The organism is Leptolyngbya sp. CALU 1928, from assembly GCF_056784215.1.
Map to the genome: position 1 here is coordinate 2,911,559 of NZ_JBXBCE010000001.1, position 23,186 is coordinate 2,934,744.

General features: G+C 49.5%; 22 protein-coding genes. 12 read left to right on the plus strand and 10 right to left on the minus strand.

Annotated features, from left to right (window positions below):
* The first annotated feature begins 67 nt into the window (after positions 1-67).
* Positions 68-658, plus strand: a complete 591-nt coding sequence (locus tag AC1S5B_RS13600) for a flavodoxin family protein (RefSeq protein ID WP_482036209.1) — start codon at positions 68-70, stop codon at positions 656-658.
* Positions 659-721: 63 nt separating this feature from the next.
* Here the strand turns inward: AC1S5B_RS13600 and AC1S5B_RS13605 are convergent, their stop codons facing one another.
* Together AC1S5B_RS13605 and AC1S5B_RS13610 are read right to left on the minus strand one after the other, a co-directional pair.
* Entirely contained in the window at positions 722-2,203 is a 1,482-nt protein-coding gene (locus tag AC1S5B_RS13605; RefSeq protein WP_482036210.1) for an alpha-amylase, read from the minus strand.
* 150 nt (positions 2,204-2,353) lie between these two features.
* A complete protein-coding gene (locus tag AC1S5B_RS13610; protein WP_482036211.1) occupies positions 2,354-2,956 on the minus strand; it encodes a DUF1003 domain-containing protein in 603 nt (200 codons plus the stop codon).
* Here AC1S5B_RS13610 and AC1S5B_RS13615 point away from each other — a divergent pair.
* Entirely contained in the window at positions 2,948-4,066 is a 1,119-nt protein-coding gene (locus tag AC1S5B_RS13615; RefSeq protein ID WP_482036212.1) for a S66 peptidase family protein, read from the plus strand. The genes AC1S5B_RS13610 and AC1S5B_RS13615 overlap by 9 nt on opposite strands.
* Before the next feature lie 101 nt (positions 4,067-4,167).
* Complete coding sequence (locus AC1S5B_RS13620) at positions 4,168-7,455, plus strand: alpha-mannosidase (protein WP_482036213.1); 3,288 nt, start codon at positions 4,168-4,170, stop codon at positions 7,453-7,455.
* On the opposite strand, the gene psbN is transcribed toward AC1S5B_RS13620, so the two are convergent.
* A complete protein-coding gene (gene psbN / locus AC1S5B_RS13625; protein WP_171573419.1) occupies positions 7,452-7,583 on the minus strand; it encodes a photosystem II reaction center protein PsbN in 132 nt (43 codons plus the stop codon). The genes AC1S5B_RS13620 and psbN overlap by 4 nt on opposite strands.
* 82 nt (positions 7,584-7,665) lie before the next feature.
* Here psbN and psbH point away from each other — a divergent pair, with 82 nt between their 5' ends.
* Positions 7,666-7,854, plus strand: a complete 189-nt coding sequence (psbH, locus tag AC1S5B_RS13630; protein WP_482036214.1) for a photosystem II reaction center phosphoprotein PsbH — start codon at positions 7,666-7,668, stop codon at positions 7,852-7,854.
* 185 nt (positions 7,855-8,039) lie between these two features.
* Here psbH and pntB read toward each other — a convergent pair whose 3' ends face one another.
* Positions 8,040-9,443: a Re/Si-specific NAD(P)(+) transhydrogenase subunit beta gene (pntB, locus tag AC1S5B_RS13635; protein WP_482036215.1), complete on the minus strand. Its 1,404-nt coding sequence runs from the start codon at positions 9,441-9,443 to the stop codon at positions 8,040-8,042.
* Between the two features lie 76 nt (positions 9,444-9,519).
* The gene (gene pntA / locus AC1S5B_RS13640; protein WP_482036216.1) at positions 9,520-11,136 is read right to left on the minus strand and encodes a Re/Si-specific NAD(P)(+) transhydrogenase subunit alpha; all 1,617 of its coding nucleotides are present in this window, start codon (positions 11,134-11,136) and stop codon (positions 9,520-9,522) included.
* A gap of 330 nt (positions 11,137-11,466) precedes the next feature.
* Here pntA and AC1S5B_RS13645 point away from each other — a divergent pair, with 330 nt between their 5' ends.
* The 8 genes from AC1S5B_RS13645 (at position 11,467) to AC1S5B_RS13680 (ending at position 17,023) form a co-directional block, all read left to right on the plus strand.
* On the plus strand, positions 11,467-12,000 hold the full coding sequence (locus AC1S5B_RS13645; protein WP_482036217.1) for a DUF2808 domain-containing protein: 534 nt from the start codon (positions 11,467-11,469) through the stop codon (positions 11,998-12,000).
* A 133-nt stretch (positions 12,001-12,133) separates the two neighbouring features.
* The gene (rpmH, locus tag AC1S5B_RS13650) at positions 12,134-12,274 is read left to right on the plus strand and encodes a 50S ribosomal protein L34 (protein WP_458648863.1); all 141 of its coding nucleotides are present in this window, start codon (positions 12,134-12,136) and stop codon (positions 12,272-12,274) included.
* Between the two features lie 15 nt (positions 12,275-12,289).
* Positions 12,290-12,706: a ribonuclease P protein component gene (rnpA, locus tag AC1S5B_RS13655; protein WP_482036218.1), complete on the plus strand. Its 417-nt coding sequence runs from the start codon at positions 12,290-12,292 to the stop codon at positions 12,704-12,706.
* Positions 12,696-13,094, plus strand: a complete 399-nt coding sequence (locus AC1S5B_RS13660; RefSeq protein ID WP_482036219.1) for a PH domain-containing protein — start codon at positions 12,696-12,698, stop codon at positions 13,092-13,094. Before rnpA ends, AC1S5B_RS13660 begins: the two co-directional genes overlap by 11 nt.
* A gap of 121 nt (positions 13,095-13,215) precedes the next feature.
* Complete coding sequence (gene yidC / locus AC1S5B_RS13665; RefSeq protein ID WP_482036220.1) at positions 13,216-14,370, plus strand: membrane protein insertase YidC; 1,155 nt, start codon at positions 13,216-13,218, stop codon at positions 14,368-14,370.
* Positions 14,371-14,372: 2 nt separating this feature from the next.
* On the plus strand, positions 14,373-14,867 hold the full coding sequence (locus AC1S5B_RS13670) for a Jag family protein (protein ID WP_482036221.1): 495 nt from the start codon (positions 14,373-14,375) through the stop codon (positions 14,865-14,867).
* A gap of 38 nt (positions 14,868-14,905) precedes the next feature.
* Positions 14,906-15,427, plus strand: a complete 522-nt coding sequence (locus AC1S5B_RS13675) for a YceD family protein (protein WP_482036222.1) — start codon at positions 14,906-14,908, stop codon at positions 15,425-15,427.
* Between the two features lie 69 nt (positions 15,428-15,496).
* Complete coding sequence (locus tag AC1S5B_RS13680; RefSeq protein ID WP_482036223.1) at positions 15,497-17,023, plus strand: AAA family ATPase; 1,527 nt, start codon at positions 15,497-15,499, stop codon at positions 17,021-17,023.
* Positions 17,024-17,055: 32 nt separating this feature from the next.
* Here AC1S5B_RS13680 and AC1S5B_RS13685 read toward each other — a convergent pair whose 3' ends face one another.
* From AC1S5B_RS13685 to kdpA, 5 genes are all read right to left on the minus strand, one after another.
* The gene (locus tag AC1S5B_RS13685; RefSeq protein ID WP_482036224.1) at positions 17,056-18,174 is read right to left on the minus strand and encodes a sensor protein KdpD; all 1,119 of its coding nucleotides are present in this window, start codon (positions 18,172-18,174) and stop codon (positions 17,056-17,058) included.
* A gap of 45 nt (positions 18,175-18,219) precedes the next feature.
* Complete coding sequence (kdpC, locus tag AC1S5B_RS13690) at positions 18,220-18,864, minus strand: K(+)-transporting ATPase subunit C (protein ID WP_482036225.1); 645 nt, start codon at positions 18,862-18,864, stop codon at positions 18,220-18,222.
* Positions 18,864-19,133 carry a K(+)-transporting ATPase subunit F gene (kdpF, locus tag AC1S5B_RS13695; RefSeq protein ID WP_482036226.1) on the minus strand — a complete coding sequence of 90 codons (270 nt, stop codon included), beginning with the start codon at positions 19,131-19,133 and terminating at the stop codon, positions 18,864-18,866. Before kdpF ends, kdpC begins: the two co-directional genes overlap by 1 nt.
* 82 nt (positions 19,134-19,215) lie before the next feature.
* Positions 19,216-21,318, minus strand: coding sequence for a potassium-transporting ATPase subunit KdpB (gene kdpB, locus AC1S5B_RS13700; RefSeq protein ID WP_482036227.1), 2,103 nt, complete (start codon positions 21,316-21,318; stop codon positions 19,216-19,218).
* A gap of 90 nt (positions 21,319-21,408) precedes the next feature.
* On the minus strand, positions 21,409-23,115 hold the full coding sequence (gene kdpA / locus AC1S5B_RS13705) for a potassium-transporting ATPase subunit KdpA (protein ID WP_482036228.1): 1,707 nt from the start codon (positions 23,113-23,115) through the stop codon (positions 21,409-21,411).
* Positions 23,116-23,186 lie beyond the last annotated feature (71 nt).

Sequence of the window (23,186 nt, forward strand, 5' to 3'; positions counted from 1 at the left end):
CTTTACTTTAGTAAGTAGTCCTTTTACTATCGGGGTGTTTACCAATTTCAGGCTCCACGAGGTTTTTATGGCAAGCATCGCAGTCGTCTATTTTTCAGGTTCTGGGCATACCCATCTTATGGCTGAAGCGATCGCGGAGGGTGCGAGTAAGGTGACTGAAAGCGTCCAACTATTTCGCATTGTGGGCGAACAAATCACCCATGGACGCTGGAAAGATGATCAGGTATTGGAGCAGTTGGCTCAGGCAGACGCGATCGTCTTTGGATCACCCACTTATATGGGCGGAGTTGCAGCCCAATTCAAAGCGTTTATCGATGCTGCTAGTTCTGCCTGGTTTGCTCAACAGTGGAAAGATAAGATTGCCGGAGGGTTTACCCATTCCAGTTCTCCTAGTGGCGACAAGCAAGGAACGCTGCTTTACTTGGCGATTAATGCGGCACAGCACAGCATGATCTGGGTCAGTGCAGGCGAGATGTCCAGCGCATACATTGGTAAAGAGGATAATGTGAATCGCTTGGGTTCTTTTTTAGGCGTAATGGGGCAAAGCAACCTGGATATGAGTGGCGCGCCTGCCGTGATTGAACCGGGCGATCGCCTGACGGCGGTACACTATGGTCACCGGATTGCGATCGCAGCCCAGCGCTGGGGCGGGCACTGATTCATCTCAAAACTGATTTATCTCAAACAAGGGGCTTAAGCCCCTTGTTCAGCTTACTGAGTATTAAGAAGCCTGAGGCACCCACACCGACACAGAGCCAGCCGGACAGCGAAACTCAGCCCAGCCTTTTTCATCAGTCGTCACAGTCTCATCAATATGCTCAGTCATATCAATGTAGGTGCGGTTTGGTTGTCCCACTTCCATATGCTTGCTGCCCTCATCGCCATTGCTGACGACAACTGCCATTCCGCCGGGATGATCTTCATCGCCTAATCGTGTCCAGCCGATGGTGTTTGGATGGTCAAAGTAATCGTATTGATCGCCATAAGCATAGGTTTGACGGGCATGGAGCAACTTGTCCAGCAAAAACTGATGTTTATCTAGCCAGACTTCATGCTCATTGCCATCGTTGCCCGTGTCTTTATACTGGGCACCGTAGTAGTCTGCATAGAAAACACAGGGATAACCTTCGCGTCGCAGTAGGATCAAGGCATAGGCGATCGGCTTAAACCAAGGTTCCACCACCGATTCTAACGATTGCAACGGTTGAGAGTCATGGTTTTCTACCAATGTCACCGCTAAAGCAGGCTGATCTTGCACCAGTGTATTATCAAAAATTTGGCGCATATCATAGCTATTACCCGCTTGACTTGCCACATGAAAGTTGTAGTGTAGCGGCGCATCAAACAGCGTCACCTTCCCGTCTGTGGTCTCAATAAAGCTGTGAAGCGCTTCCACATCGTAAGACCAATACTCGCCCACTGCAAAGAGATCCCGCTTGGCATAGTGACTTACATGAGCCATCCAATCTCGGAAAAACTCAGCGGAAACATGTTTTACGGCATCAAAGCGAAACCCATCTACGCCTGTAGTGTCTATATACCACTCCCCCCAATATTTCAACTCGCCTATCACTTCTGGATTATCCATATCCAGATCGCAACCCATGAGATAGTCGAAGTTGCCTTTTTCTAGGTCAACGTTGTCGTCAAATTCTTTGCCTTTAAGCAAATAAACCGCATTTTCACCTGCGTTATAGGCGTTGTAATCGATCGCGTCGAAGTGCCACCAATGCCACTCCATGGTTGAGTATTTGCCAGCACGACCGGGAAACGTAAAATGAGTCCAAGCTTTAATTTTTTGGTATTCGCCAATCGCTTCGTTTCGATTGTCATCACTAAATGGAGTCGCTTCTGCTTCTTCTTCAGCGTCGGCTCCTAACTTGTGATTTAGCACCACATCGGCATAGACTCGAATCCCAACTTTTTGAGCAGCTTTAATCGCTTTAAGGTATTCTTCCTTGGTGCCATATTTGGTTCGCACGGAGCCTTTTTGGTCAAACTCACCTAGATCAAACAGGTCATAGACTCCATAGCCCACATCCATGCCGCCGCCTGTGCCCTTATAAGCGGGGGGTAGCCAAACAGAGGTTACTCCAGCTTTTGCTAACTCATCAGCCGATTCCGATAATTGATTCCATAGGCTGCCATCATCTGGACTATACCAATGAAAATATTGCATCATCACACCGTTGGTTTCCGACACTGACGTAGCCTCCCACGAAGGATAGAAATTGTTGAAATTTATGTATATCTGTAATATTAAATACGATAAAAGGATTAGAACATCTTTCCAGTGACTAAAACAACATCGACCAAATGATAGATGCTTGATAGGGTTGGGTTGCAATAGAAATTAGGGTGTTAGGTTTTCCGTGGGCGATCGCTTCTCTATCTCATCGGTTGCTAGTTCGTGTTGAAGAGTTTCTTGTAGCGCAGTTAAAACGGCAATTGGATCAGCCGCCTCTTGCATCATAATCGCCTCTGGATCATAGCGATCGCGCACATTCGGTAAATCTGCCCGGAGTTCTTCCAAGATTGAAATGATTTTGGCAATTTTTTGTTCAGATAGCAAGTTCAGTTGCAACATTAATTGAGTTCGTTGCTCGGCAAAGTTTTCTTCTCGGTTTTGCTCCACTAAAACGCCTGTAGAAATCAGTAAAGCCGCCGCATCTAAACCCTGTTCTGACCAATGAAATGAAGGAAAATCAAACGGAAGAAAGGGATTAAAAAGACTGCCCATAATCCAAATAATGAACCCGACGACCAAGGCATACAAAAATGCAGGTTGTCCGAAAAAGTTAGCGATCGCTTCGATGATTCGTTGATGAGCCGCCAAGGATTTCACTTCTTGGTTATGCATTGATAGGATTGCTTCAATGTTTTTAGTCACGGAATCAGGTAGAGGCGCTGTGAGAATTTTCTTGGGTCTCGCTTTAGGATTGAGTGGATGATTCATACCGCCATCATGCCTTCAGATTTATTTCGTTATCGTCCATCTCGCCGTCATTTTTTGCAAGCTACTACCGGAGGAATTGCAGCCAGTGCCCTATCTGCGGCGTTGCCTGATGATGCCACGGCTGCATTACCCATGCTGAAACCGCCAATGCTGCGACCGGGAGATACCGTCGGCATGGTTGCGCCTGCCAGCAATGCCTATGAGCCAGAGGAGATTGCGATCGCCCAAGAAACCATGGAGCAATACGGCTTTAAGGTGGTGTTGGGGCGCAATATCACCGCCCAAAATGGCTATCTGGCGGGAACCGATGCCCAACGGGCTGCTGATGTCAACGAGATGTTTCGGCGGACGGATATTCGCGGCATTGTCACCTTTTCCGGTGGCTATGGCTGTAGCCGGATTTTACCGCTGCTGGATTATGAGCAAATTCGGCGATCGCCCAAAGTGATTGTCGGTCACAGCGATATTACCGCGCTGTTGGTGGGCATCAATCGCAAAACTGGATTGATTACTTTTCATGGATCTTCAGGATTGACTGGCGTAGGCGACTATGCCAAGGAGCATTTTCGCCGCACGATCATGTCTAGCAGCGCGATCGGCGGCGTGGCAAAACCGCCCAAGCCCGCCGAGGGCACGATTGAACGCACGAATCGCCTGATTACCATTGTTCCAGGACAGGCAACAGGTCAACTAGTGGGCGGCAATCTCACCCTGATTACTAATTTGATTGGCACGCCGTTTGAACCGGATACCACTGGCAAGATTTTGTTTTTAGAAGAAATCGGTGAGGAACCGTATCGGGTTGATCGCATGTTAACCCAACTGTGGCTAGCCGGAAAACTGCAAGCTGCTGCGGGAATTGCCTTAGGTCGATTTGTGGATTGTTACCCCAAAGAGTATCAAGCCTCCTTTCCCCAAACCATCAGCTTGGAAAATGTGCTGCGCGATCGCTTGGAACCGTTGAAAAAACCAACGTTATATAATCTGATGTTTGGACATGTGCGCGAGAATGCCGTGCTGCCGATTGGCGCGATCGCCACCTTAGATGCCACCGCCAAAACTCTAGTCATCAATGAAAATGCCGTTACTGCCACGGCTGGAAGTCGCTAAGGCAAGGTCAGCGAGTTCATTCAGCCATGCCTGATTAGAATAGGTTGGGCGATCGCTGTCAACATATCGGGTCTAGGATAGAAATCGTTGAGTGGTATGCAATGGTGAGTCAGTTGGCTTCTTCCCCATCCGAGCAAATTTTGGCAGAGATCGCGCGTCTGCGGTGCCTAAGTCAGGTCAGCATCCAACCAGGCTGGCAGTATTGTGATGATGATTTGCCACCCAATGAAGCTACTAATCCTGATAACTGGAAGAGTTGGGCAATTAGCGAAGTCAACGCCAAAGACCACCATCCCTGGAAAATTGGGCAGGCAGTGCGCTGGTTTGGGCGCTGGGTGCAGGTTCCTCAAGATTTGAACGGTTACTCGCTAGACGGGATGTGTTTACGGCTGGCGCTGCTGTGGTGGGCAACGGACGCAAAAGTCTACGTCAATGGTGAGTTAGTTCAGGAAGGGGATTTGTTTGACTGTGCGCCTCGATTGCTATTGAGTCCTAGCGTTCAGGCTGGCGATCAGTTTGCGATCGCCCTGCGTCTCGTCAGCCCCATTCACGAAGATGGCGCACTGATGAAATCTGCCTGCCACTACGAAACATTCAACCCCGATCATTTTCCCGAACCTGCCTTTGTTGCCAACGAGCTTGCCGTATTGCACAGCTTCCTCGAACAATTCCAACCCGAAAAACTGGATATTTTAGAGGATGCGATCGCTCAAATCGATTGGGCTTCCCTCCCCTCATCCCTCTCCCCCCCTCTCCCCCTCCACCCCTTCACCCCTTCACTTCAAATCCTCCGCCAAACCCTTCTTCCCCTCGCCGCCCCGATCAAACAACGCCAGATCACCCTAGTCGGACATGCTCACCTGGATATGGCGTGGCTGTGGACAGTAGCAGAAACTTGGGAAGCCGCAGAGCGCACCTTTCGCTCCGTCCTCAACCTGCAACAAGACTTTCCCGAACTGACTTTTGCTCATACTACGCCTGCTCTGTACGAATGGATAGAACACAACCGCCCCGATCTGTTTGCTCAAATTCAGGAGCAAGTGAAAGCCGGAAAATGGGAAATTGTCGCTGGATTTTGGATTGAGCCAGAGTTAAATCTGATCAGCGGCGAGTCTATTGTGCGACAAGTGCTATACGGGCAGCGCTATATTCAGGAAAAGTTTGGGCAGACCTGCGCGATCGCTTGGGTGCCCGACACCTTCGGCTTTACCTGGCAATTACCCCAACTCTTGAAGCAGGGCGGCGTAGACTACTTCGTCACCCAAAAGCTGCGCTGGAACGACACCACAAAGTTTCCCCACGAAGTTTTTCAGTGGCAAGCCCCCGACGGCACACAGATTTTCAGCTTGATGTCAGCGCCGATTGGTGAAGCGATCGACCCCGTGAAAATGGCAACCTTCGCCTGGGAACTGGAGCAAAAAACCGGCTTGCAAACCACCCTCTGGCTTCCCGGTGTGGGTGATCACGGCGGTGGACCTACCCGCGACATGCTAGAAGTGGCGCGCCGTTGGCAGCGATCGCCCTTTTTCCCCCAGATGGAATTTGGCACCGTATTGAAGTATTTGGAAGGAGTTAGGGAACAGGGACTAGGGAACATTGAACAGGAACCGGGAACCAAAACTCAAAATATCTCCTACGGAGACGCTACGCGAACAAAACTCAAAACTCAAAACTCTTTAAATTCCCTTCCCATCTGGAACTCCGAACTCTACCTGGAATTTCATCGTGGTTGTTACACCACTCATGCCGATCAGAAAGAATCAAACCGTTCATCTGAGAATCTGTTGTATGAAGCAGAGCTTTGGGCATCGTTAGCCACCATTGCAACGGGAGCACCCTATCCCAAAACAGAGCTAGAAACTATCTGGAAGAAAACTCTATTTAACCAGTTTCACGACATTTTGCCGGGTTCTTCGATTACGCAAGTGTTTGAAGAAGCCAATCAGGAGTGGGAAGAAGTGAGGGAGATTGGGTACGGGATTTTGTATGGCTCGTTGAAGGCGATCGCGTCCCAGATTGCCCTACCGTCGTCGCCCTATCCAAATGCCACTCCGTTTATAGTCTTTAATCCGTTAAATTGGCGGCGGACAGAAATAGTTGATCTTGGGTCAATTGGATCTGTAGTTGGAAATCGGGAAGAAGAGTCTCCATGTCGCATTTGTGGGTCAGATGGACAAGAAGTTGAGTTTTACTCCTACGGGCATTATTATCCACGCTCAAATCGAACTCACTGGAGAATTTCGTTCCTTGCAGAAGATATTCCTTCAGTGGGCTATCGTTGCTTTTGGTTTTATTACGAAACCCCCAGTCAAGAATCTCCCGAACCCGAAGTTGATTCATTCACATTAGAAAACGAGTTTCTATGCGTCACAGTCGATCCGGTAACTGGAGATCTCTCTAGCGTGTTTGATAAGGTTAACCAGGTTGAAGTATTGAAACCTTCTGGTAGTCAACTGCAAGCATTTGAAGACAAAGGGCAATATTGGGATGCCTGGAATATCGATCCAAATTACCAAAATTTCCCCTTACCTGCCTGCGATCTGATCAGCATAGATAATTTTTTCTATGGCTCATTAGAGACACGCATTCGGGTTAAGCGAAAAATTGGAGATTCTACATTTACCCAGACCTACGCGCTGCCGAAGGGATCACCCATCCTCAAAGTTGAAAATTCTGTGGATTGGGAAGAGCGACACGTTCTGGTCAAAGCCGCTTTTTCGTTTAACTTAGAAGCCGACTTTGCCACCTACGAAATTCCCTGTGGAGCCATTCAGCGCACGACGAAGCCGCAAACCGAGGCGGAAAAAGCACAGTGGGAAGTTCCGGCGATGCGGTGGGCAGATTTGAGCGATCGCAACTACGGCGTGAGTTTGTTGAACGACTGCAAATATGGTTACGATGCTCAACCGGATCAGCTACGACTAACGTTATTGCGTGGCTCCGAGTGGCCCGACCCAGAAGCCGACAAAGGATGGCACACTTTTACCTATGCCATTTATCCCCATGCAGGCGATTGGAAACAGGCTCAAACCGTGCGGCGAGGCTATGAGTTAAATATGCCACTCCAAAGAGTCGAACTCAACGCGGATCAAATAGCTCAAGCCGGTACGTTGCCGCCTGTGGGATCACTGCTCGATTTGGGTGCGGAAAATCTAGTGCTGATGGCGTTGAAGCAATCGGAAGACGCGCCCGATGAGTGGATTTTGCGCTGCTATGAGTGCCATGGCGAAGAGGCGCAGTTGAATCTGAGCAGCGACTTAAATCTGCGGATTGAGTCGGCGGTGGATTTGTTGGAGCAGCTGATCGCCCAACCCACAACAAAGGGGCAACCGATCGCCGTTCGCCCCTGGGAAATAGTTAGTTTTAAGTTAAAGTGCGATCGCGACTAATCTTCGTGGTCTTCAAATGGATCATCTAGACTCTTTGCTGGAGGACCAAACGCGGTGTAGATGGCATATCCAGTCAAACCCACTAAGGCGGCACAGATAGAAATGTTAAGAGCTATTGCAGGTTCCATTAGGGTTAAAATTATGAGTACATAGCTATCGTATAATGTAACGAACATTTACAACTTCTGTCGAGATTCTCATAAGGTGACCATGGCACAGCGGACTCGGTTAGGCGACATCCTTAAGCCCTTAAATTCTGAATACGGTAAGGTCGTTCCTGGTTGGGGAACAACCCTGCTAATGGGAGTTTTCATGGCTTTATTTCTAGTGTTTTTGCTGATTATTTTGCAAATCTACAACTCCTCGATCATTTTGGATGGTTTTTCTGTGGATTGGTAGGCACGATGATTGAGTGCTTCAAAAACAAACTTTATTTCTACCGCATTGTGCCCCGACTCTTCGGGGCTTTTTTATGAGCAAATTCAGGAGCGCGTTCTCAAGGGAACAAGGAGCTTAAGCCCATTGTTTCTTCCATTTGAATGCATAGTAGTAAGGATAAATTCAAGCCTGACTACCTGAGTGTGTTATTGCAAGTGCGTCAAGATTTTATCCAGGTTTTTCTTGGCATCGCCAAATAGCATTTCAGTGTTGGCTTTGTAGAACAGTGGATTTTCTACGCCTGCATAACCGCTTGCCATACTGCGTTTCATCACGATCGCCCTATGGGATTTCCAGACTTCCATCACGGGCATTCCGGCGATCGGGCTATTGGGGTCTTCCTCTGCGCTGGGATTAACCGTATCATTTGCGCCAATCACCAAGACCGCATCGGTTGCCGGAAAATCTTCGTTAATCTCGTCCATTTCTAGCACGATGTCGTATGGCACACGGGCTTCCGCCAGCAACACGTTCATGTGTCCCGGCATCCGCCCCGCTACGGGGTGAATCCCAAACCGGACGTTAATCCCTAGCCCCTTCAGGGTTTTAGCAATCTCTGAAACCGAGTGCTGCGCCTGCGCCACTGCCATGCCATATCCCGGCACAATCACAACGCTTTTGGCATCGCGCAACATTTTTGCGGTAGCGGCTGCGGTCGTCTCATGGACTTCTCCTTCTAATTTGACAGCGGGAGCCGATCCACTCGCTGCGCCAAACCCTCCCAGAATCACACTGATAAAGGAGCGGTTCATTGCCTTACACATGATGTAACTGAGGATTGCGCCGCTGCTGCCTACCAGTGCCCCCGTGATAATCAGCAGGTCATTGGACAGCATAAATCCTGCCGCTGCTGCTGCCCAGCCGGAGTAGCTGTTAAGCATAGAGATGACTACGGGCATATCGGCACCGCCGATCGCTAGCACCAAATGCACTCCTAGCACCATGGCAATGCCCATCATGATCAGCAGAGGTGTCAATCCGGCGTAGCCCTGAGCGCCCAGAAACCAACTGCCTAGCCATGCGATCGCCGCCAACAGTCCCAAGTTCAAAAAGTGACGCGCAGGCAATAATACGGGTTTGCTCGTAATCAATGCTCTGAGTTTGCCAAATGCAATCACGGAGCCAGAAAACGTGACCGCTCCAATGAAAACCCCGACATAAATTTCGACCTGATGGATGACTGCTTCTGCGCCGCTGAGGGGTTGATCCGGTGAGAGGTAATTGGCAATGCCGACGAGGACTGCGGCTGCGCCCACGAAACTGTGCAAAATGGCGACGAGTTCTGGCATGGAGGTCATAGCAACCCGTGCCGCTAGTGTTGCCCCAATTAGGATTCCAGGAATCATGGCGATCGCTAAGGTGCCGTAATTACTGGCATCAAAGCCACTCATGCCAGCCCCGATCGCCGTTGCCACAATCGCGATCGCCATACCGATCATGCCGTATAGGTTGCCCCGCTGTGCCGATTCCTGATTCGACAATCCCCCTAAGCTGAGGATAAATAAGGCACTGGCTCCAATGTAAGAAACGGTGAGAAGGCTGCTGGTCATAGAAGGAGGGTAAGGGGTGACGAATGACGGATGACGAATGACGAGCTTAAAACTCAAAACTTCGTCTCTCGCCTAGTTATCTTTGAAACATTTTCAACATGCGCTGGGTGACGAGGAAGCCCCCAGCAATGTTAATGGTGCCGATGAGAATGGCGATCGCGCCCAAAATTGCGGTGGGTGAAAAAGCCGACCCGGATAGCTGGAGAATGCCGCCAATGATGATGATGCCGCTAATAGCATTGGTGACACTCATCAAGGGGGTATGCAGTGCCGGACTGACGTTCCAGATTACTTGCCAACCGACAAAAATCGCCAGCACAAATACGGTTAAGTGAGACAAAAAAGAGGGTGGTGCGCCAATGCCAATGCCCAAGAGTGCCAATCCAGTTAGAGCTAGCCAAATGAAATCTTGACTGCTGCTTGAAGATGATTTTTTGCCCTGTGCCTGAGAGATGGTTTCAGCCACAGTGTTTGTGATTGGGGCAGTTGGCAGCGGAGCCGCTTTCACTGGGATAGAGGGTGTCACAGTCTCCACAGGTTTTGGTGGGGGTGCAGGCGACTTGTTGGGCGACCAAGTGATCTCGCCCTCTCTGACCACGGTTGCCCCACGTAACACCTCATTTTCAAAGTCGAGAGTATAGTTGTCATTGCCGCCCAACTCATCTAGCAAGTGACACAGGTTGGTGCCGTAAAGCTGGCTTGCCTGTTGTGCCATCCGGCTGGGCAAATCGGTTAAGCCAATAATAGTCACGCCATGGTAGCGATACACTTCGCCCGGTTTGGTAACTTCGCAGTTGCCGCCCTGTTCAGCAGCGAGATCTACCACCACAGAACCGGGTTTCATGCTGTCCACCATTGCCTGAGTAATCAGCACGGGGGCTTTTATGCCCGGAATTAGAGCAGTAGTGATGATGATATCTACGTCTTTTGCCTGTTCTGCAAACAGCGCCATTTCTGCTTTGATAAACTCCTCACTCATTACCTTGGCGTACCCGCCCTGCCCAGTGCCGTCTTCCTCAAACTCCAGTTCTAGAAACTCGGCTCCTATGCTTTCGACTTGCTCTTTCACCGCAGGGCGCGTATCGAAGGCGCGGACGATCGCCCCCAAATTTTTGGCGGCTCCGATCGCGGCTAATCCTGCAACCCCTGCGCCAATGATCATCACTTTGGTCGGGGGCACTTTGCCCGCAGCGGTAATCTGTCCAGGAAAAAAGCGATCAAATCTACTAGCAGCTTCAATCACGGCTCGATAGCCAGCAATGTTTGCCATGGAACTCAAGGCATCCATTTTCTGAGCGCGACTAATTCGAGGGATCGCATCCATCGCCAGCACGGTTGCTTTCTGAGCAGCTAAAGCCTCTAACAATTCTCGGTTTTGAGCCGGATAGATAAAGCTAATGACCGTGCCACCTTGCCGGATTCCTGCTACTTCAGAGGAGCCACTTGCGTCAGTTTGGAGGGTAGGCGGACGCACTTTTAGCACAATATCTGACTCTGCCCAAATGGTCGAAGCGTCTGGTATGACGGTGCAGTTAGATTGCACATACGCCTCGTCTGGAAAGTTTGCCCCATTGCCCGCATTCGCTTCAACCCACACTTCAAAACCCAGTTTTTGTAAGCGTTTAGCGGTGTCTGGGGTGACGGCAACTCGACATTCACCGGGATAAATTTCTTTAGGAATCCCAATCTTCATAGCGGCTCCAGCGATCGCTCCCGATTAGTAAGCTCCCTTGCTACGAGAGAACCTGAATATCACTACTGTGGTGCGAGTTTGATAAGATTGTTTTTTCAGCAGAATGATTTAAGAATTAAGTTGTTGAATGCAACAATTCTTGGAAAAATTAAATATTTTAATGGGTCTTTGTCGGTTTGCGCCTATCTGCCTTAGCGTATCCAATGTCGTTTTAGGTTGGATACTGATAGAGTATATGGGAATAAATAAGGCTTCACATCACAAATCAATACATTGATCGAGTAAGTTTGATAGCAGCCGGGTTAAATAGCTAGTTGGGTGAAAGAGACTATGGTTTTCAATTTATCGACACGACGCTTTCTTGCTGGGTTCGCGATCGCGGGCTGCTTGGTTGGAGTGGCTCCTCTCATCAGCATGGCTCAAAGTGGTTTGCCCGGTCTTACCCTCTTTGGAGGTGCCAAAGGCGATGACAATCTCAACTATCGGCTAGACTTTGGCGGTCGGGCTGGAGGCTGGGATCGCTATCGTCTTCGCATTCCAGCCAAAAAAATGAAGTTGGCGGTTGCTCAGTTTGCCATCTCTTATCCTGATTATTACCAAGGCACTTTTGACCCAAAGAGCGTCGAACTACAGGTTCAGGGAAAATCTGTGAAGCTAAAGGACGTGGTTTGGAATAAAGAGAATAACCTGATTGAAATCTTTCCCGATGAGCCGGTTCCTGCTAACAGCAAGGTGGAAATTTGGTTGGAAAATGTCAAAAACCCAACGTCAGGCGGCATGTTTTACTTCAACGCCCAAATTATGTCTCCAGGGGATTTACCTTTGATGCGCTATTTGGGTACTTGGGTGATCCAAATTTCTTAAGCGATCGCTGGCGATCGTTTAAATTGCCCGTGTAGAAACTGCGTCACCTTTTACAGCTTGACCTAAAGGGTGATACAGTTATGGACTGTGAATTTTTTCAAACCTAGTTTGGGAAGCTTGGGAGAGAGATAGAATGACTAAACGGACATTGGGCGGCACCAGCCGCAAACGTAAGAGAACTTCTGGATTTCGCGCTCGGATGCGAACCTCCAATGGTCGGCGAGTGATTAAAGCTCGTAGGCAGAAGGGACGGGCTAAGTTATCGGTTTCTTAGGCGATCGCGGTTAGTGTGGGACTTTCCAAACAGAATCGGCTGAAGCATCGAAAGGATTTTAGTGCCGTTTATCAGCGAGGCACTCGCATAAAAACAGAGTACTTTTCCTTACGCATTCTCCGTAGATCTTCGAGAAATACTTTGAATTTGTCTCGGTTGATGCCAGCAACAAACTCCATGCAATTAGCTAGTTTAGAATCGCCAACCCGCATTGGCGTGTCCATTAGCTTGAAAGTAGATAAGCGATCAGTGGTGCGGAATCGGATTCGTCGTCAGATTCAAGCGGCTTTTCGTCAACTACTGCCGCGCATGGCAAGAAATTTGGATGTTTTGGTAGTGGTTCATCCTCCAGCAATTCAGTGCGGTTACTTACACTTTCTGCAAGAATTAGAGCAGGCACTCGCACACGCTGAGGTATTACATGGCGATTAAAGAGGATGTGTACTATGAGGGCGGTCCTCATGTTGGAGATCTGATTTTCAATATTCTGTTGGGGTTTACAGTAATTTGTATTCCTTTATCGGTAGGCGCGATAGCCCGTGCGGTTTGGTTACGCTATCGGGTTACCAATCGCAGAATCTCCGTTACAGGCGGTTGGAGAGGGCGCGATCGCTCGGACATCGTATACTCTCAAATTGCTAAAGTTGTAACGGTGCCTCGTGGTTTGGGCGCATGGGGGGATATGGTCGTTACGCTGAAAGATGGAAGTCGCCTAGAACTCAGAGCCGTACCTAAGTTTCGAGATGTCTATAACTTTATTACCGAGCAGCTTTCACCGGCAGCCAAAGCCGCAAGCGGTGGAATTGGCGCTCAACAGTAATATCTAAATAGTCCCCTTGGCGTAATAACCGCACTTGTTCAGGGATGGGCATCAGTCGGTATGCTGGGGATAGTGAATCACTGTAGATCTAGCGAACTCAAAAAGGGTCAGGATAACGCGAATGGACTTTGGTATCGGGTTTCTTTCCAACAATGTAATGCTGCCGATCCTGGACTTTTTTTACGGGGTTGTGCCGAGCTATGGTTTGGCGATTGTGGCTCTAACATTGGTCATTCGCCTTGCACTTTATCCGCTTAGTGCTGGCTCAATTCGTAACATGCGCCGAATGAAGGTTGTTCAACCGGTCATGCAAAAGCGCCAGCAAGAAATTAAAGAGCGCTATAAAGATGACCCTGCAAAACAACAGGAAGAGATGGCAAAGGTGATGCAAGAGCTAGGCAATCCCTTAGCAGGCTGCCTTCCCTTATTGTTTCAAATGCCTATCCTGTTTGCTTTATTTGCTACGTTACGAGGATCGCCTTTTTCAGACGTTCCCTATACGTTGAACCTTCAGGTTTTGCCGCGTGAACAGATTGAGCAGATTCAACCTCAAGCGTTTTTAACAAAGCCTCAAAATATTTACTTTGCAGATAGTGTTCGTGCGCCCATTGTTGCGATCGCGCCCAGTGGAACTCAACTGGCAGTGGGAGAAAAAACTAAGATTGAGTTTCAAACCGTTGAAGGTAAGCCCCTTAACGATTTGTTAGAGGAATATCCTGATAGTGATCTGACTCCCAGCTTTGAAATCGTTAGTGGTGCAGAACGGATTACCCTCAACCCAGATGGCACTATTGAAGCCTTGCAGCCTGGAGATGTAGCCCTGAAGGCGACCGTCCCCGGATTGGCAACCAACAAAGGATTTTTGTTTATCGATAAACTCGGTCATGTGGGTGCCATCGATCCGGATGGCAAGATCCACTGGGATGTGGTGGGTATGATTGTGTTTTTTGGGATTAGCATTTACGTTAATCAGTTGCTCTCAGGGCAAGGTTCTACCGGAAACGCAAGCCAAGACAGCATCAATAAAATTACGCCTGTCCTGTTCTCTGGTATGTTCTTGTTCTTTCCGTTGCCGGCTGGTGTATTGATGTATATGGTGATCGCCAACATCTTTCAGACCGCACAGACGTTTATTTTGTCGCGTGAAGCGTTGCCTGCCGAGATCCAAAAGATAGTGGATGAGGAAGCAAAGGCAACTGAAAAAGCGGAGAAGAAAGAGGGGGGTGATACCATCCCGTTTGAACCAGGACGGACGAAAAAGAAAGCTCAGGGTTAGCTATGCAAATCAGCCGGGATCAGCGGGGTCAGCAGTGGTTAGAGAAATTGCTTCAATATGCAGCGATTTCAACGTCCGTTCGGTCAGAAAAAAGCCCAGAGTTCTGGGAGGATAGCTGTTGGCTAGTGATTGACGAAACTCCATTAGCGCCGGAACAAATCCAGGCTCTCATGGGAGTTTCGGGCGAGGTTCTAGATTCACTTCAATACTTAGCTAATACGATTCTAAATTTAGGTTGTGAGTCGGAACAGCAGGGTGCGTTTACGGTAGACTTGGCGGGGTATCGGTTACGCCGTTATGCTGAGCTACAGGCGATCGCAGAGCAAGCTGCTAGCGAAGCCCGTGAAACTGGCAATGAAGTGGAGTTAAACGGACTGTCTGCCGCAGAGCGTCGTCAGGTGCATACAATCTTAAAAGAACACACCGATCTCGAAACTCAAAGTCGCGGTCAGGAGCCAGATCGCCGACTGGTGGTGTCTTTAGTCAAATCCCATTAACTGTTTGGGCAAAGCGTTGAGGAGAGTAGAATAGTACTATGGAACCCATTCATATTCCTCGGCTGACTCGATTATCTGAACAAACTGATGTTCAACACCTTGATGAAGTGATGCCAGATTTGGGATCACTGACTCCAGTTAAAGGGCACGTTCGGGTGAAGCATCAAGGCAACTATCTAGAAGTTGAAGGCAAGGCTGAGGCAATTATCACTCTCACCTGCGATCGCTGTTTGCAGCAATACAATTATCGCCTGTCCATCACTCCGGCAGAATTGATTTGGCTGGATGAAACCGCTGAAGAATTCAACCATACGCTGCTTGATCGCGATCTTGCTCCCGAAGATTTAGTGGAAACATTGCCGCCAGATGGATATTTTGATCCGGCAAAATGGCTTTACGAACAGCTTTGTTTAGAAATTCCCCTGCGAAAACTCTGTGATAAGCAATGTAAAGGCATTCCTTTACCAGTAGATGAGTCTACCCCTGCCGCTAATTCTGCGATTGATCGCCGTTGGGCTGGTTTGGCAGCCTTCAAAGATCAGCTATCTAGCCAAAATTAGTTTTTTAAGCCAAAAGCCCAAGGATAATGAACTCATTGGACTTTAAACTGTGCTGTTGAGTTTGGTGCTATGAGTTTTAGTCATGAGTTTGAGCTACTTTTACGAGCACGCTATCCACTAATTTTCATTCCCACGCAAGAAGAAGAACGAGTGGAAGCCGCGATCGCCCACAGTGCCAAAAACCAGGGTAATCGCGCGGTCTATGTCTGGGATTTTGTCGATGGCTATCAGGGTAATCTCAACGATGCCGGGGTGGGTAAACGCAATCCTGTACAGGCATTAGAGCTAATTGAGAAGCTGCCAGCCAGTGCCCCTGCTATTTTTATCTTACGAGATTTTCATCGGTTTTTGGATGATGTGTCGGTGGCGCGCAAACTACGAAATTTGGCGCGGCTACTGAAATCTCAGCCTAAAAATATTGTGCTTTTATCGCCCCAACTGACTATTCCCGAAGATTTAGGCGAAGTGCTAACGGTAATGGACTTTCCGTTGCCAGCCGCTGCCGAAATTCGGTTAGAAGTGGAACGATTAGTCAATGCCACCGGGCAAACCTTGCAACCCCGTACTTTAGATGAATTGGTGCAATCGTGTCAGGGCTTATCCACCGATCGCATTCGACGGGTTTTGTCACGGGCGATCGCAAACCACGGCGAATTACGTGCCGAAGATGTGGAATTGGTCTTAGAAGAAAAACGCCAGATTATTCGCCAGACTCAAATTCTAGATTTTTATCCCACAACGGCTAACATTTCCGACATTGGCGGGTTGGACAACTTAAAAGATTGGCTGCTGAGGCGCGGGGGAGCTTTTAGCGATCGCGCCCGACAATATGGCTTACCCCATCCACGCGGGTTATTGCTGGTCGGCATTCAAGGTACAGGCAAATCCCTCACGGCAAAAGCGATCGCTCACCATTGGCACTTGCCCTTACTCAGGCTTGATGTGGGTCGCTTGTTTGCCGGATTGGTCGGGGAATCAGAATCGCGCACCCGCCAAATGATTCAACTGGCAGAGGCTCTAGCTCCCTGCATTTTGTGGATTGATGAAATTGATAAAGCTTTCTCAGGGCTGGATAGTCGCGGGGATGCAGGCACTACGAGCCGGGTGTTTGGCACCTTTGTCACTTGGATGGCAGAAAAGACCACGCCCGTTTTTGTCGTTGCCACGGCGAACAATATTCAAGCATTACCCCCAGAAATGCTGCGAAAAGGACGGTTTGATGAAATCTTTTTTGTGGGATTACCCAGTCAGGAAGAGCGTCAGGCGATTTTTGCCGTCCATTTAGAGCGGCTGCGTCCTCACACCCTCAAAAGCTATGACTGCGATCGCCTTGCTTATGAAACCCCCGATTTTTCTGGTGCAGAAATTGAGCAAACCTTAGTGGAAGCCATGCATATCGGCTTTAGCCAAAACCGCGACTTCACCACCGATGATATCTTGGAAGCCGCTAGCCAAATGGTTCCCCTTGCCCGCACCGCCCAAGAGCAAATTCAATTTTTGCAAGACTGGGCAGCCTCCGGTAAAGCTCGTCTTGCGTCCAAACATAGCCCCTTAAGCTGCCGCATTCAGCAGCAGATTCGGCAAACAGATGGATAAATTTTTATGGATAAATTTTGAAAGTAACCCGCTTATTTTTCTGTGGCAATGATGTGCAAGTCAATGTGCTGTTTATGAATAAGCTTCATTAGACGTTGAGTAAACGAACCTTTGATCAAACGTTTCCAGCCAGACTGTTGGCTTTCCCCAATCACAATTTGGGTGGCATGACGATCGCTGGCAACTTGAGCGATCGCCTGTGCCACATTAGGGCTATTCACCCGCAAAAATTCACCGCCAAACTCCTGACACAGGCGATCGCAGGTTTCAATATGCAAGCTTTCCTGTTTAGTCAGAAAGCGATCGGGGCTTGCCACAAACACCGCCACAAGCGGTGCATTCATATAGCTAGCAATTCGTCCGCCGCGCCGTAATAGCTGGACAGAGTTGGGATAGGTGGAAATGCACACCATCACTCGTTCGTGGATGTTGCAGACTTGTCCCGCGGTAATCTGGGTGTTGGCTTCTCCCTCTACGGTGTCTGCGACTTCTCGCAGCGCCAGTTCCCGCAGCGCAATTAGGTTACGACGCTGAAAGAAATTTTCTAAAGACTGCTGAATTTTTTCAGGCGCGTAGATTTTGCCTTCTTGCAATCGTTCTTGCAAGGTTTCAGGGGTGACATCAATCACAACAACAGCATCGGCTTCTTCGAGCAAGCGATCGGGAATGCGCTCCCGCACCACTATGCCTGTAATCCTTGCCACGGTGTCATTCAAGCTTTCAATATGCTGAATGTTGACCGTGGAATAGACATCTATCCCGGCTGCCAGGATCACTTCAACATCTTGATAACGCTTTTCACGAGCCGAACCAGGAATGTTAGTATGCGCCAATTCATCGACTAAAACTAACTGGGGCGATCGCGCCAAAATCGCCTCCGTGTCCATTTCTTCTAATGTAATAGTGTCTTGGACAATCTTCTGCCGGGGCACCATTTCTAACCCATGGGCTTTTTCGGCAGTGCCTCGACGACCATGGGTTTCAATAATGCCGATCACCACATCCATGCCATCTTGCTTCAGCAAATGTGCTTCTTCTAGCATCTTGTAGGTTTTACCGACACCGGGAGCCATGCCAATGAAAATTTTGTGCTTGCCACGATAGCTAGCAGAGGCATAAAGCGCATCTGGTGAACGAGCAGAATTGTGCATAGATTAAGTTGGCAGTCAAAGTCTGCTATCGATTAGTTTTACTATTTAGCTGGTAGGCTTCAGTTCATCCAATGCCAGATTCAGCTTGAGAACATTCACACCGGGTTCGCCAAAAATCCCCAAAAACCGACCATCGGTGTTTTGCGTAATCAACATTTCAAGCTGATTAGGATTCAAGCTGCGCGCCGTTGCAACTCGCTGAACTTGAGCCTGTGCCGCTTCTGGAGTGATGTGCGGGTCAAGGCTAGAGCCAGAGGTATAGACTAAATCTGCGGTGGGTTGAATGCCTGCGGTTTTTAGCTTGGGAATCTCTCCCTCGATCGCCTTTTCTGGGTCAGGATCAGATTTACCCTTAATTCGATCCAGTAGGGCAGGATTGCTGGGAGCCAAATTGCTCGCACCAGACACGCCTGTTTTCAGCACTCCCGCTGTGTCATCTTTCGGATCAGCGGTACTGTAGCTGCTGGTGCTGGGGCGACTATTGAAGTAGCGATCGGATGAAAAGGGTTGCCCAATCAACGCAGAACCCACTGCCACACCCTGAGCATTTTTGAGGATGCTACCATTTGCCTGAAACGGAAACACAACTTGACCTACAACCAGCATGGCAAGTGGATACAGAACTGCAGCCAACACCCAAAGCACCAGGGTAGAGCGAACTGCTCTCGAAATTTCGCGGGTAATACTCATTAGAAGCGCTCCGGTTGAAACATGACCACAAACAAATAAATTCCCAAGGCAACGACCCCCAAGCCCAAAATGCCGAGAGCATAGGACTGAGTGCGAGAAAGCTCATTGCCCGTAGCGGCTTGCACCGCTGGAGCCAGCAGCAAATTAAAACACAGCGCCAGAAAAGCATATTTAGGAACCTTGCCCTTGCGCCCCGCTTCCCAAATGTTGGCGAAATCATCTGCCAGATCGGGCGATAAACCATTAGTCAGTAGACGAAGTTGTTTCATATGAAAAAATTAGTGATGTGGGTTGATCTGTAGTTAATTTGTAGAGTGCGTTGAGCGGAGTCGAAACGCACCATTGATAGGCTCACGAAAACGGAATGATCAAGTCGATTAGCTTAATCGCAATAAACGGCGCAATTACACCGCCAACGCCGTAAATCAAGATATTTCGTTGCAGCAGTTGATCGGCAGACAGCGGACGAAACTTCACGCCCTTGAGTGCCAGTGGAATTAGTGCCGGGATGATCAGCGCGTTGTAGATTAGAGCAGAAATAATGGCAGACTCAGGGCTTTTTAGCTGCATGACGTTGAGTGCCCCAATGCCAGCCGCCGCAAAGATGGTGGGGATGATGGCAAAGTATTTCGCGATATCGTTAGCGATCGAAAACGTCGTGAGCGCTCCCCGTGTAATTAACAACTGCTTGCCAATCGTCACCAGGTCAATCAGCTTAGTCGGGTCAGAATCCAAATCCACCATGTTGGCAGCTTCTTTCGCCGCCTGGGTGCCAGAGTTCATTGCCACCCCCACGTTTGCCTGTGCCAAGGCAGGCGCATCATTGGTGCCGTCTCCCGTCATCGCAACCAATTTACCCTGGGCTTGCTCTGCCCGAATCACCGAAATTTTGTCTTCTGGAGTTGCCTCTGCAATGAAGTCATCCACGCCTGCCTCTTGAGCAATCACAGAGGCGGTGATGCGGTTGTCTCCGGTGAGCATAATGGTTTTTACGCCCATGCGCCGTAGTTGATCAAACCGTTCTCTCAGACCGGGCTTAACAATATCTTTGAGGTAAATCACGCCATAGATGTCGTTGTCTTGGCAAACGGCGAGGGGAGTACCGCCCAGTTTGGAAACCCGTTCATAGGCATCATCGAGATCTGTGGGAATTTGTCCACCGCGCGAATCTCCTGCGGAGCCACTTCGTGAACGCACAAACCCCTTAATCGAATCTACCGCGCCTTTCCGAACCTCACCACCATCGGGCAGATTGGTGCCGCTCATGCGAGTTCTGGCAGAAAACTCCACGCCCTCTGCTTTTTGAGCATCAAAATTTACACTTGCGCCTAATCGCTCCGCCAATCCCACAATCGATCGCCCTTCTGGGGTTTCGTCAAACACACTGGCAGCAAGGGACGCGATCGCCACCTCTTCTAAGGAATGACCATTCACGGGAATAAACTCATCTGCCAAGCGATTGCCCAGAGTAATCGTTCCGGTTTTATCGAGAACTAAGGTGTTGATGTCACCGCAGGCTTCCACGGCGCGTCCAGAGGTGGCAATTACATTGAACTGGGCAACTCGATCCATTCCCGCAATGCCGATCGCGCTTAACAATCCGCCAATGGTTGTAGGAATTAGGGCAACCAGTAGCGCCACTAAAATCGCGATCGTCGTGGGAGCCTGCACAAAAAATGCTAGGGGTGGGATCGTGGACACCACAATCAAAAACACCAGCGTCAACACTGCCAGCAGCACCGTCAGCGCGATTTCGTTGGGGGTTTTGCTGCGGGAGGCTCCTTCCACCAAGGCAATCATGCGATCGATAAAGCCCTGCCCCGGATCGGAAGTCACCCGAATCACCAGTTCATCCGACAAAATGCGGGTGCCGCCCGTCACCGAACTGGCGATATCCGTGCCAGGTTGCTTCAGCACCGGAGCCGATTCACCCGTAATCGCAGACTCATCCACCGAAGCGATACCCTGAACGACTTCGCCATCTGCCGGAATCATATCACCTGCCACGATTTTCACTTGGTCGCCCCGCCGCAACTCGGTTGAATTGACCTGTTGAATCGAGCCATCAGGCATAAGCTTACGGGCAGCAGTATCCGATCGCGTCGATCGCAGCGAATCTGCCTGGGCTTTGCCGCGTCCCTCTGCTACTGCTTCTGCAAAGTTGGCAAACACAATCGTAAAAAACAAAATCAGCGTAATCGACCCATTCAGCAGTCGTTGCTCGCCTGCATCCGGCACCGTACCGAATAAATTGGGATCAAGCGTGACCAACGCCGTCACAATCGTGCCAACCCAGACCACAAACATAACCGGATTTTTGATGGCATGACGCGGATCAAGCTTAGTGAAAGCTTCTCGAATCGCCCGTTGATACAATCCTGAGCGATCGACCTTGGGAGTATGTCGGCGTGAATCACGAGGACCAGAAGGCATGGGAATAGAGTTGGAAGTCATAAAAGTGGCGAATGACAAGTTTTGAATTTTGAGTTTTGAATGACCAGAGATCGTAGGGTGCGTTTCGACTACGCTCAACACACCAAAACCTTACCCGCCGCGCGCGAGTTGAAACGCTTCGGCAATGGGACCGAGTGCCAAGATGGGAAAAAACGTCAACGCGCCCATGACCACAATTACGCCTGCGGTGACTCCGGTAAACAGGGCAGTGTCGGTTCGCAAAGTTGCCACGGTTCCCGGCACAGGCTGTTTGCGTGACATGCTATCTGCCAAAAGCAGCAAGGCAATAATGGGGACGTAGCGACCGACGAGTAGACTAAAGGATGCACTTAGGTTCCACCACAAGCCAGTGGAGGCGGGTTGGCTGTCGGCTAAGCCTTCAAAGCCGGAGCCATTGTTGGCGGCAGCGGAGGCATATTCATAAATCACCTGGGACAATCCGTGAAAGCCAGGATTGCTGATACCTGCCAATTGATCGGGAAAGGCAAGGGTAATGGCACCGGGAATTAACACGGCGATCGGGTGAACCAAGAGAAGCAGAAAACTAGATAGCACCACTTCGCGCTTTTCAATTTTGCGTCCCAAAAATTCAGGGGTGCGCCCCACCATCAACCCTGTGGCAAACACCGCCAAAATCAGATAAGTGAATAGATAAGCAGTTCCCGTTCCTTGACCACCCCAAATAATTTGCAGGAATAAATTGGATAAGGTGGCAAATCCACCGGGGGGCATGAAGGAGTCGTGCAGACTGTTGACCGCACCGCACATAGTTCCGGTCGTCGTCACGGCAAATAGAGCAGACTGCGCCCAGCCAAATCGGACTTCTTTTCCTTCCAGATTCGGCTGTTGGCTACCGAGGAGGGCATTGACTTCGGGATTGCCCTGATACTCGCCAATTCCGGCAATGATGATGAACGTCACATAGATCGTAAAGACCAGCCCATAGACCAACCATGCCTGTTTGCGGTTGTTGGCAACTACGCCATAGGTGTAGATAAATGCAGACGGGATAGACACCATTGTGACGATCTGAATCAGGTTGGTGGCGGGATTAGGATTCTCGAAGGGGTGAGCGGAGTTAATGGCAAAAAAGCCGCCGCCGTTTTCGCCCAATTGTTTAAGGCTTTCAAAGTGGGCAACGGGACCGAGGGCGATCGCCTGACTCACCGCCGGATCTTCCAAGGTAGGCACCACAACTGGACCTGAAAGAGTTTCGGGTACGCCCAACGCCAACAGGGCGATCGCGCTCACAAGTCCGATCGGCAGCAAAATCCGGGTAATCGCGCGAGTTAAATCCACATAGAAATTGCCCAACGGTCTACCCGTTAAGCCGCGAATGAAGGCAATTCCCACTGCCAATCCGGTTGCCGCCGAGGTGAAGAACATAAACCCTAGGGCTGCAACTTGGCTGAAATAGCTGTAAGTTGTTTCGCCGGAGTAATGCTGCTGGTTGGTGTTGGTCACGAATGAAATCGCCGTATGCAGGGAAGTATCCCAAGTGGGTGCCCCTAGCTGAGTCGGGTTAAGCGGCAATATGCCTTGTAGCATGAAGATCGTGAAGATCATCACCGCCATTGCCAAGTTGCTATACAGAACGGATCTGATATATTGCCAGCCCGTCATATCTTCTTTTTGGACTGCGCTAAGCTTAAAAATAATCTGCTCAACGGGTGTCATTACTGGGTCGAGCCAGGTTTTTTGATCTAAGAAAACGCGCGCCATGTATCTTCCCAAGAAGGGAGTGATCAAAACCACTAGCGCCACGGTCAATGCAATTTGTATCCAGCCTTGCAACATGATCTAATATCAATCCTCGATGCTTGATGCGCGATCGCTTCTGGCTTGATCCTGCAATGTTGCAATCTGAA

Coding starts and splice junctions, on each gene's coding strand:
- AC1S5B_RS13600 (WP_482036209.1), top strand. CDS start 68: ATGGCAAGCATCGCAGTCGTCTATTTTTCAGGTTCTGGGCATACCCAT.
- AC1S5B_RS13615 (WP_482036212.1), top strand. CDS start 2,948: ATGATTCATACCGCCATCATGCCTTCAGATTTATTTCGTTATCGTCCA.
- AC1S5B_RS13610 (WP_482036211.1), bottom strand. CDS start 2,956: ATGAATCATCCACTCAATCCTAAAGCGAGACCCAAGAAAATTCTCACA.
- AC1S5B_RS13620 (WP_482036213.1), top strand. CDS start 4,168: ATGGTGAGTCAGTTGGCTTCTTCCCCATCCGAGCAAATTTTGGCAGAG.
- psbN (WP_171573419.1), bottom strand. CDS start 7,583: ATGGAACCTGCAATAGCTCTTAACATTTCTATCTGTGCCGCCTTAGTG.
- psbH (WP_482036214.1), top strand. CDS start 7,666: ATGGCACAGCGGACTCGGTTAGGCGACATCCTTAAGCCCTTAAATTCT.
- pntB (WP_482036215.1), bottom strand. CDS start 9,443: ATGACCAGCAGCCTTCTCACCGTTTCTTACATTGGAGCCAGTGCCTTA.
- pntA (WP_482036216.1), bottom strand. CDS start 11,136: ATGAAGATTGGGATTCCTAAAGAAATTTATCCCGGTGAATGTCGAGTT.
- AC1S5B_RS13645 (WP_482036217.1), top strand. CDS start 11,467: ATGGTTTTCAATTTATCGACACGACGCTTTCTTGCTGGGTTCGCGATC.
- rpmH (WP_458648863.1), top strand. CDS start 12,134: ATGACTAAACGGACATTGGGCGGCACCAGCCGCAAACGTAAGAGAACT.
- AC1S5B_RS13660 (WP_482036219.1), top strand. CDS start 12,696: ATGGCGATTAAAGAGGATGTGTACTATGAGGGCGGTCCTCATGTTGGA.
- yidC (WP_482036220.1), top strand. CDS start 13,216: ATGGACTTTGGTATCGGGTTTCTTTCCAACAATGTAATGCTGCCGATC.
- AC1S5B_RS13670 (WP_482036221.1), top strand. CDS start 14,373: ATGCAAATCAGCCGGGATCAGCGGGGTCAGCAGTGGTTAGAGAAATTG.
- AC1S5B_RS13675 (WP_482036222.1), top strand. CDS start 14,906: ATGGAACCCATTCATATTCCTCGGCTGACTCGATTATCTGAACAAACT.
- AC1S5B_RS13680 (WP_482036223.1), top strand. CDS start 15,497: ATGAGTTTTAGTCATGAGTTTGAGCTACTTTTACGAGCACGCTATCCA.
- AC1S5B_RS13685 (WP_482036224.1), bottom strand. CDS start 18,174: ATGCACAATTCTGCTCGTTCACCAGATGCGCTTTATGCCTCTGCTAGC.
- kdpC (WP_482036225.1), bottom strand. CDS start 18,864: ATGAGTATTACCCGCGAAATTTCGAGAGCAGTTCGCTCTACCCTGGTG.
- kdpF (WP_482036226.1), bottom strand. CDS start 19,133: ATGAAACAACTTCGTCTACTGACTAATGGTTTATCGCCCGATCTGGCA.
- kdpB (WP_482036227.1), bottom strand. CDS start 21,318: ATGACTTCCAACTCTATTCCCATGCCTTCTGGTCCTCGTGATTCACGC.
- kdpA (WP_482036228.1), bottom strand. CDS start 23,115: ATGTTGCAAGGCTGGATACAAATTGCATTGACCGTGGCGCTAGTGGTT.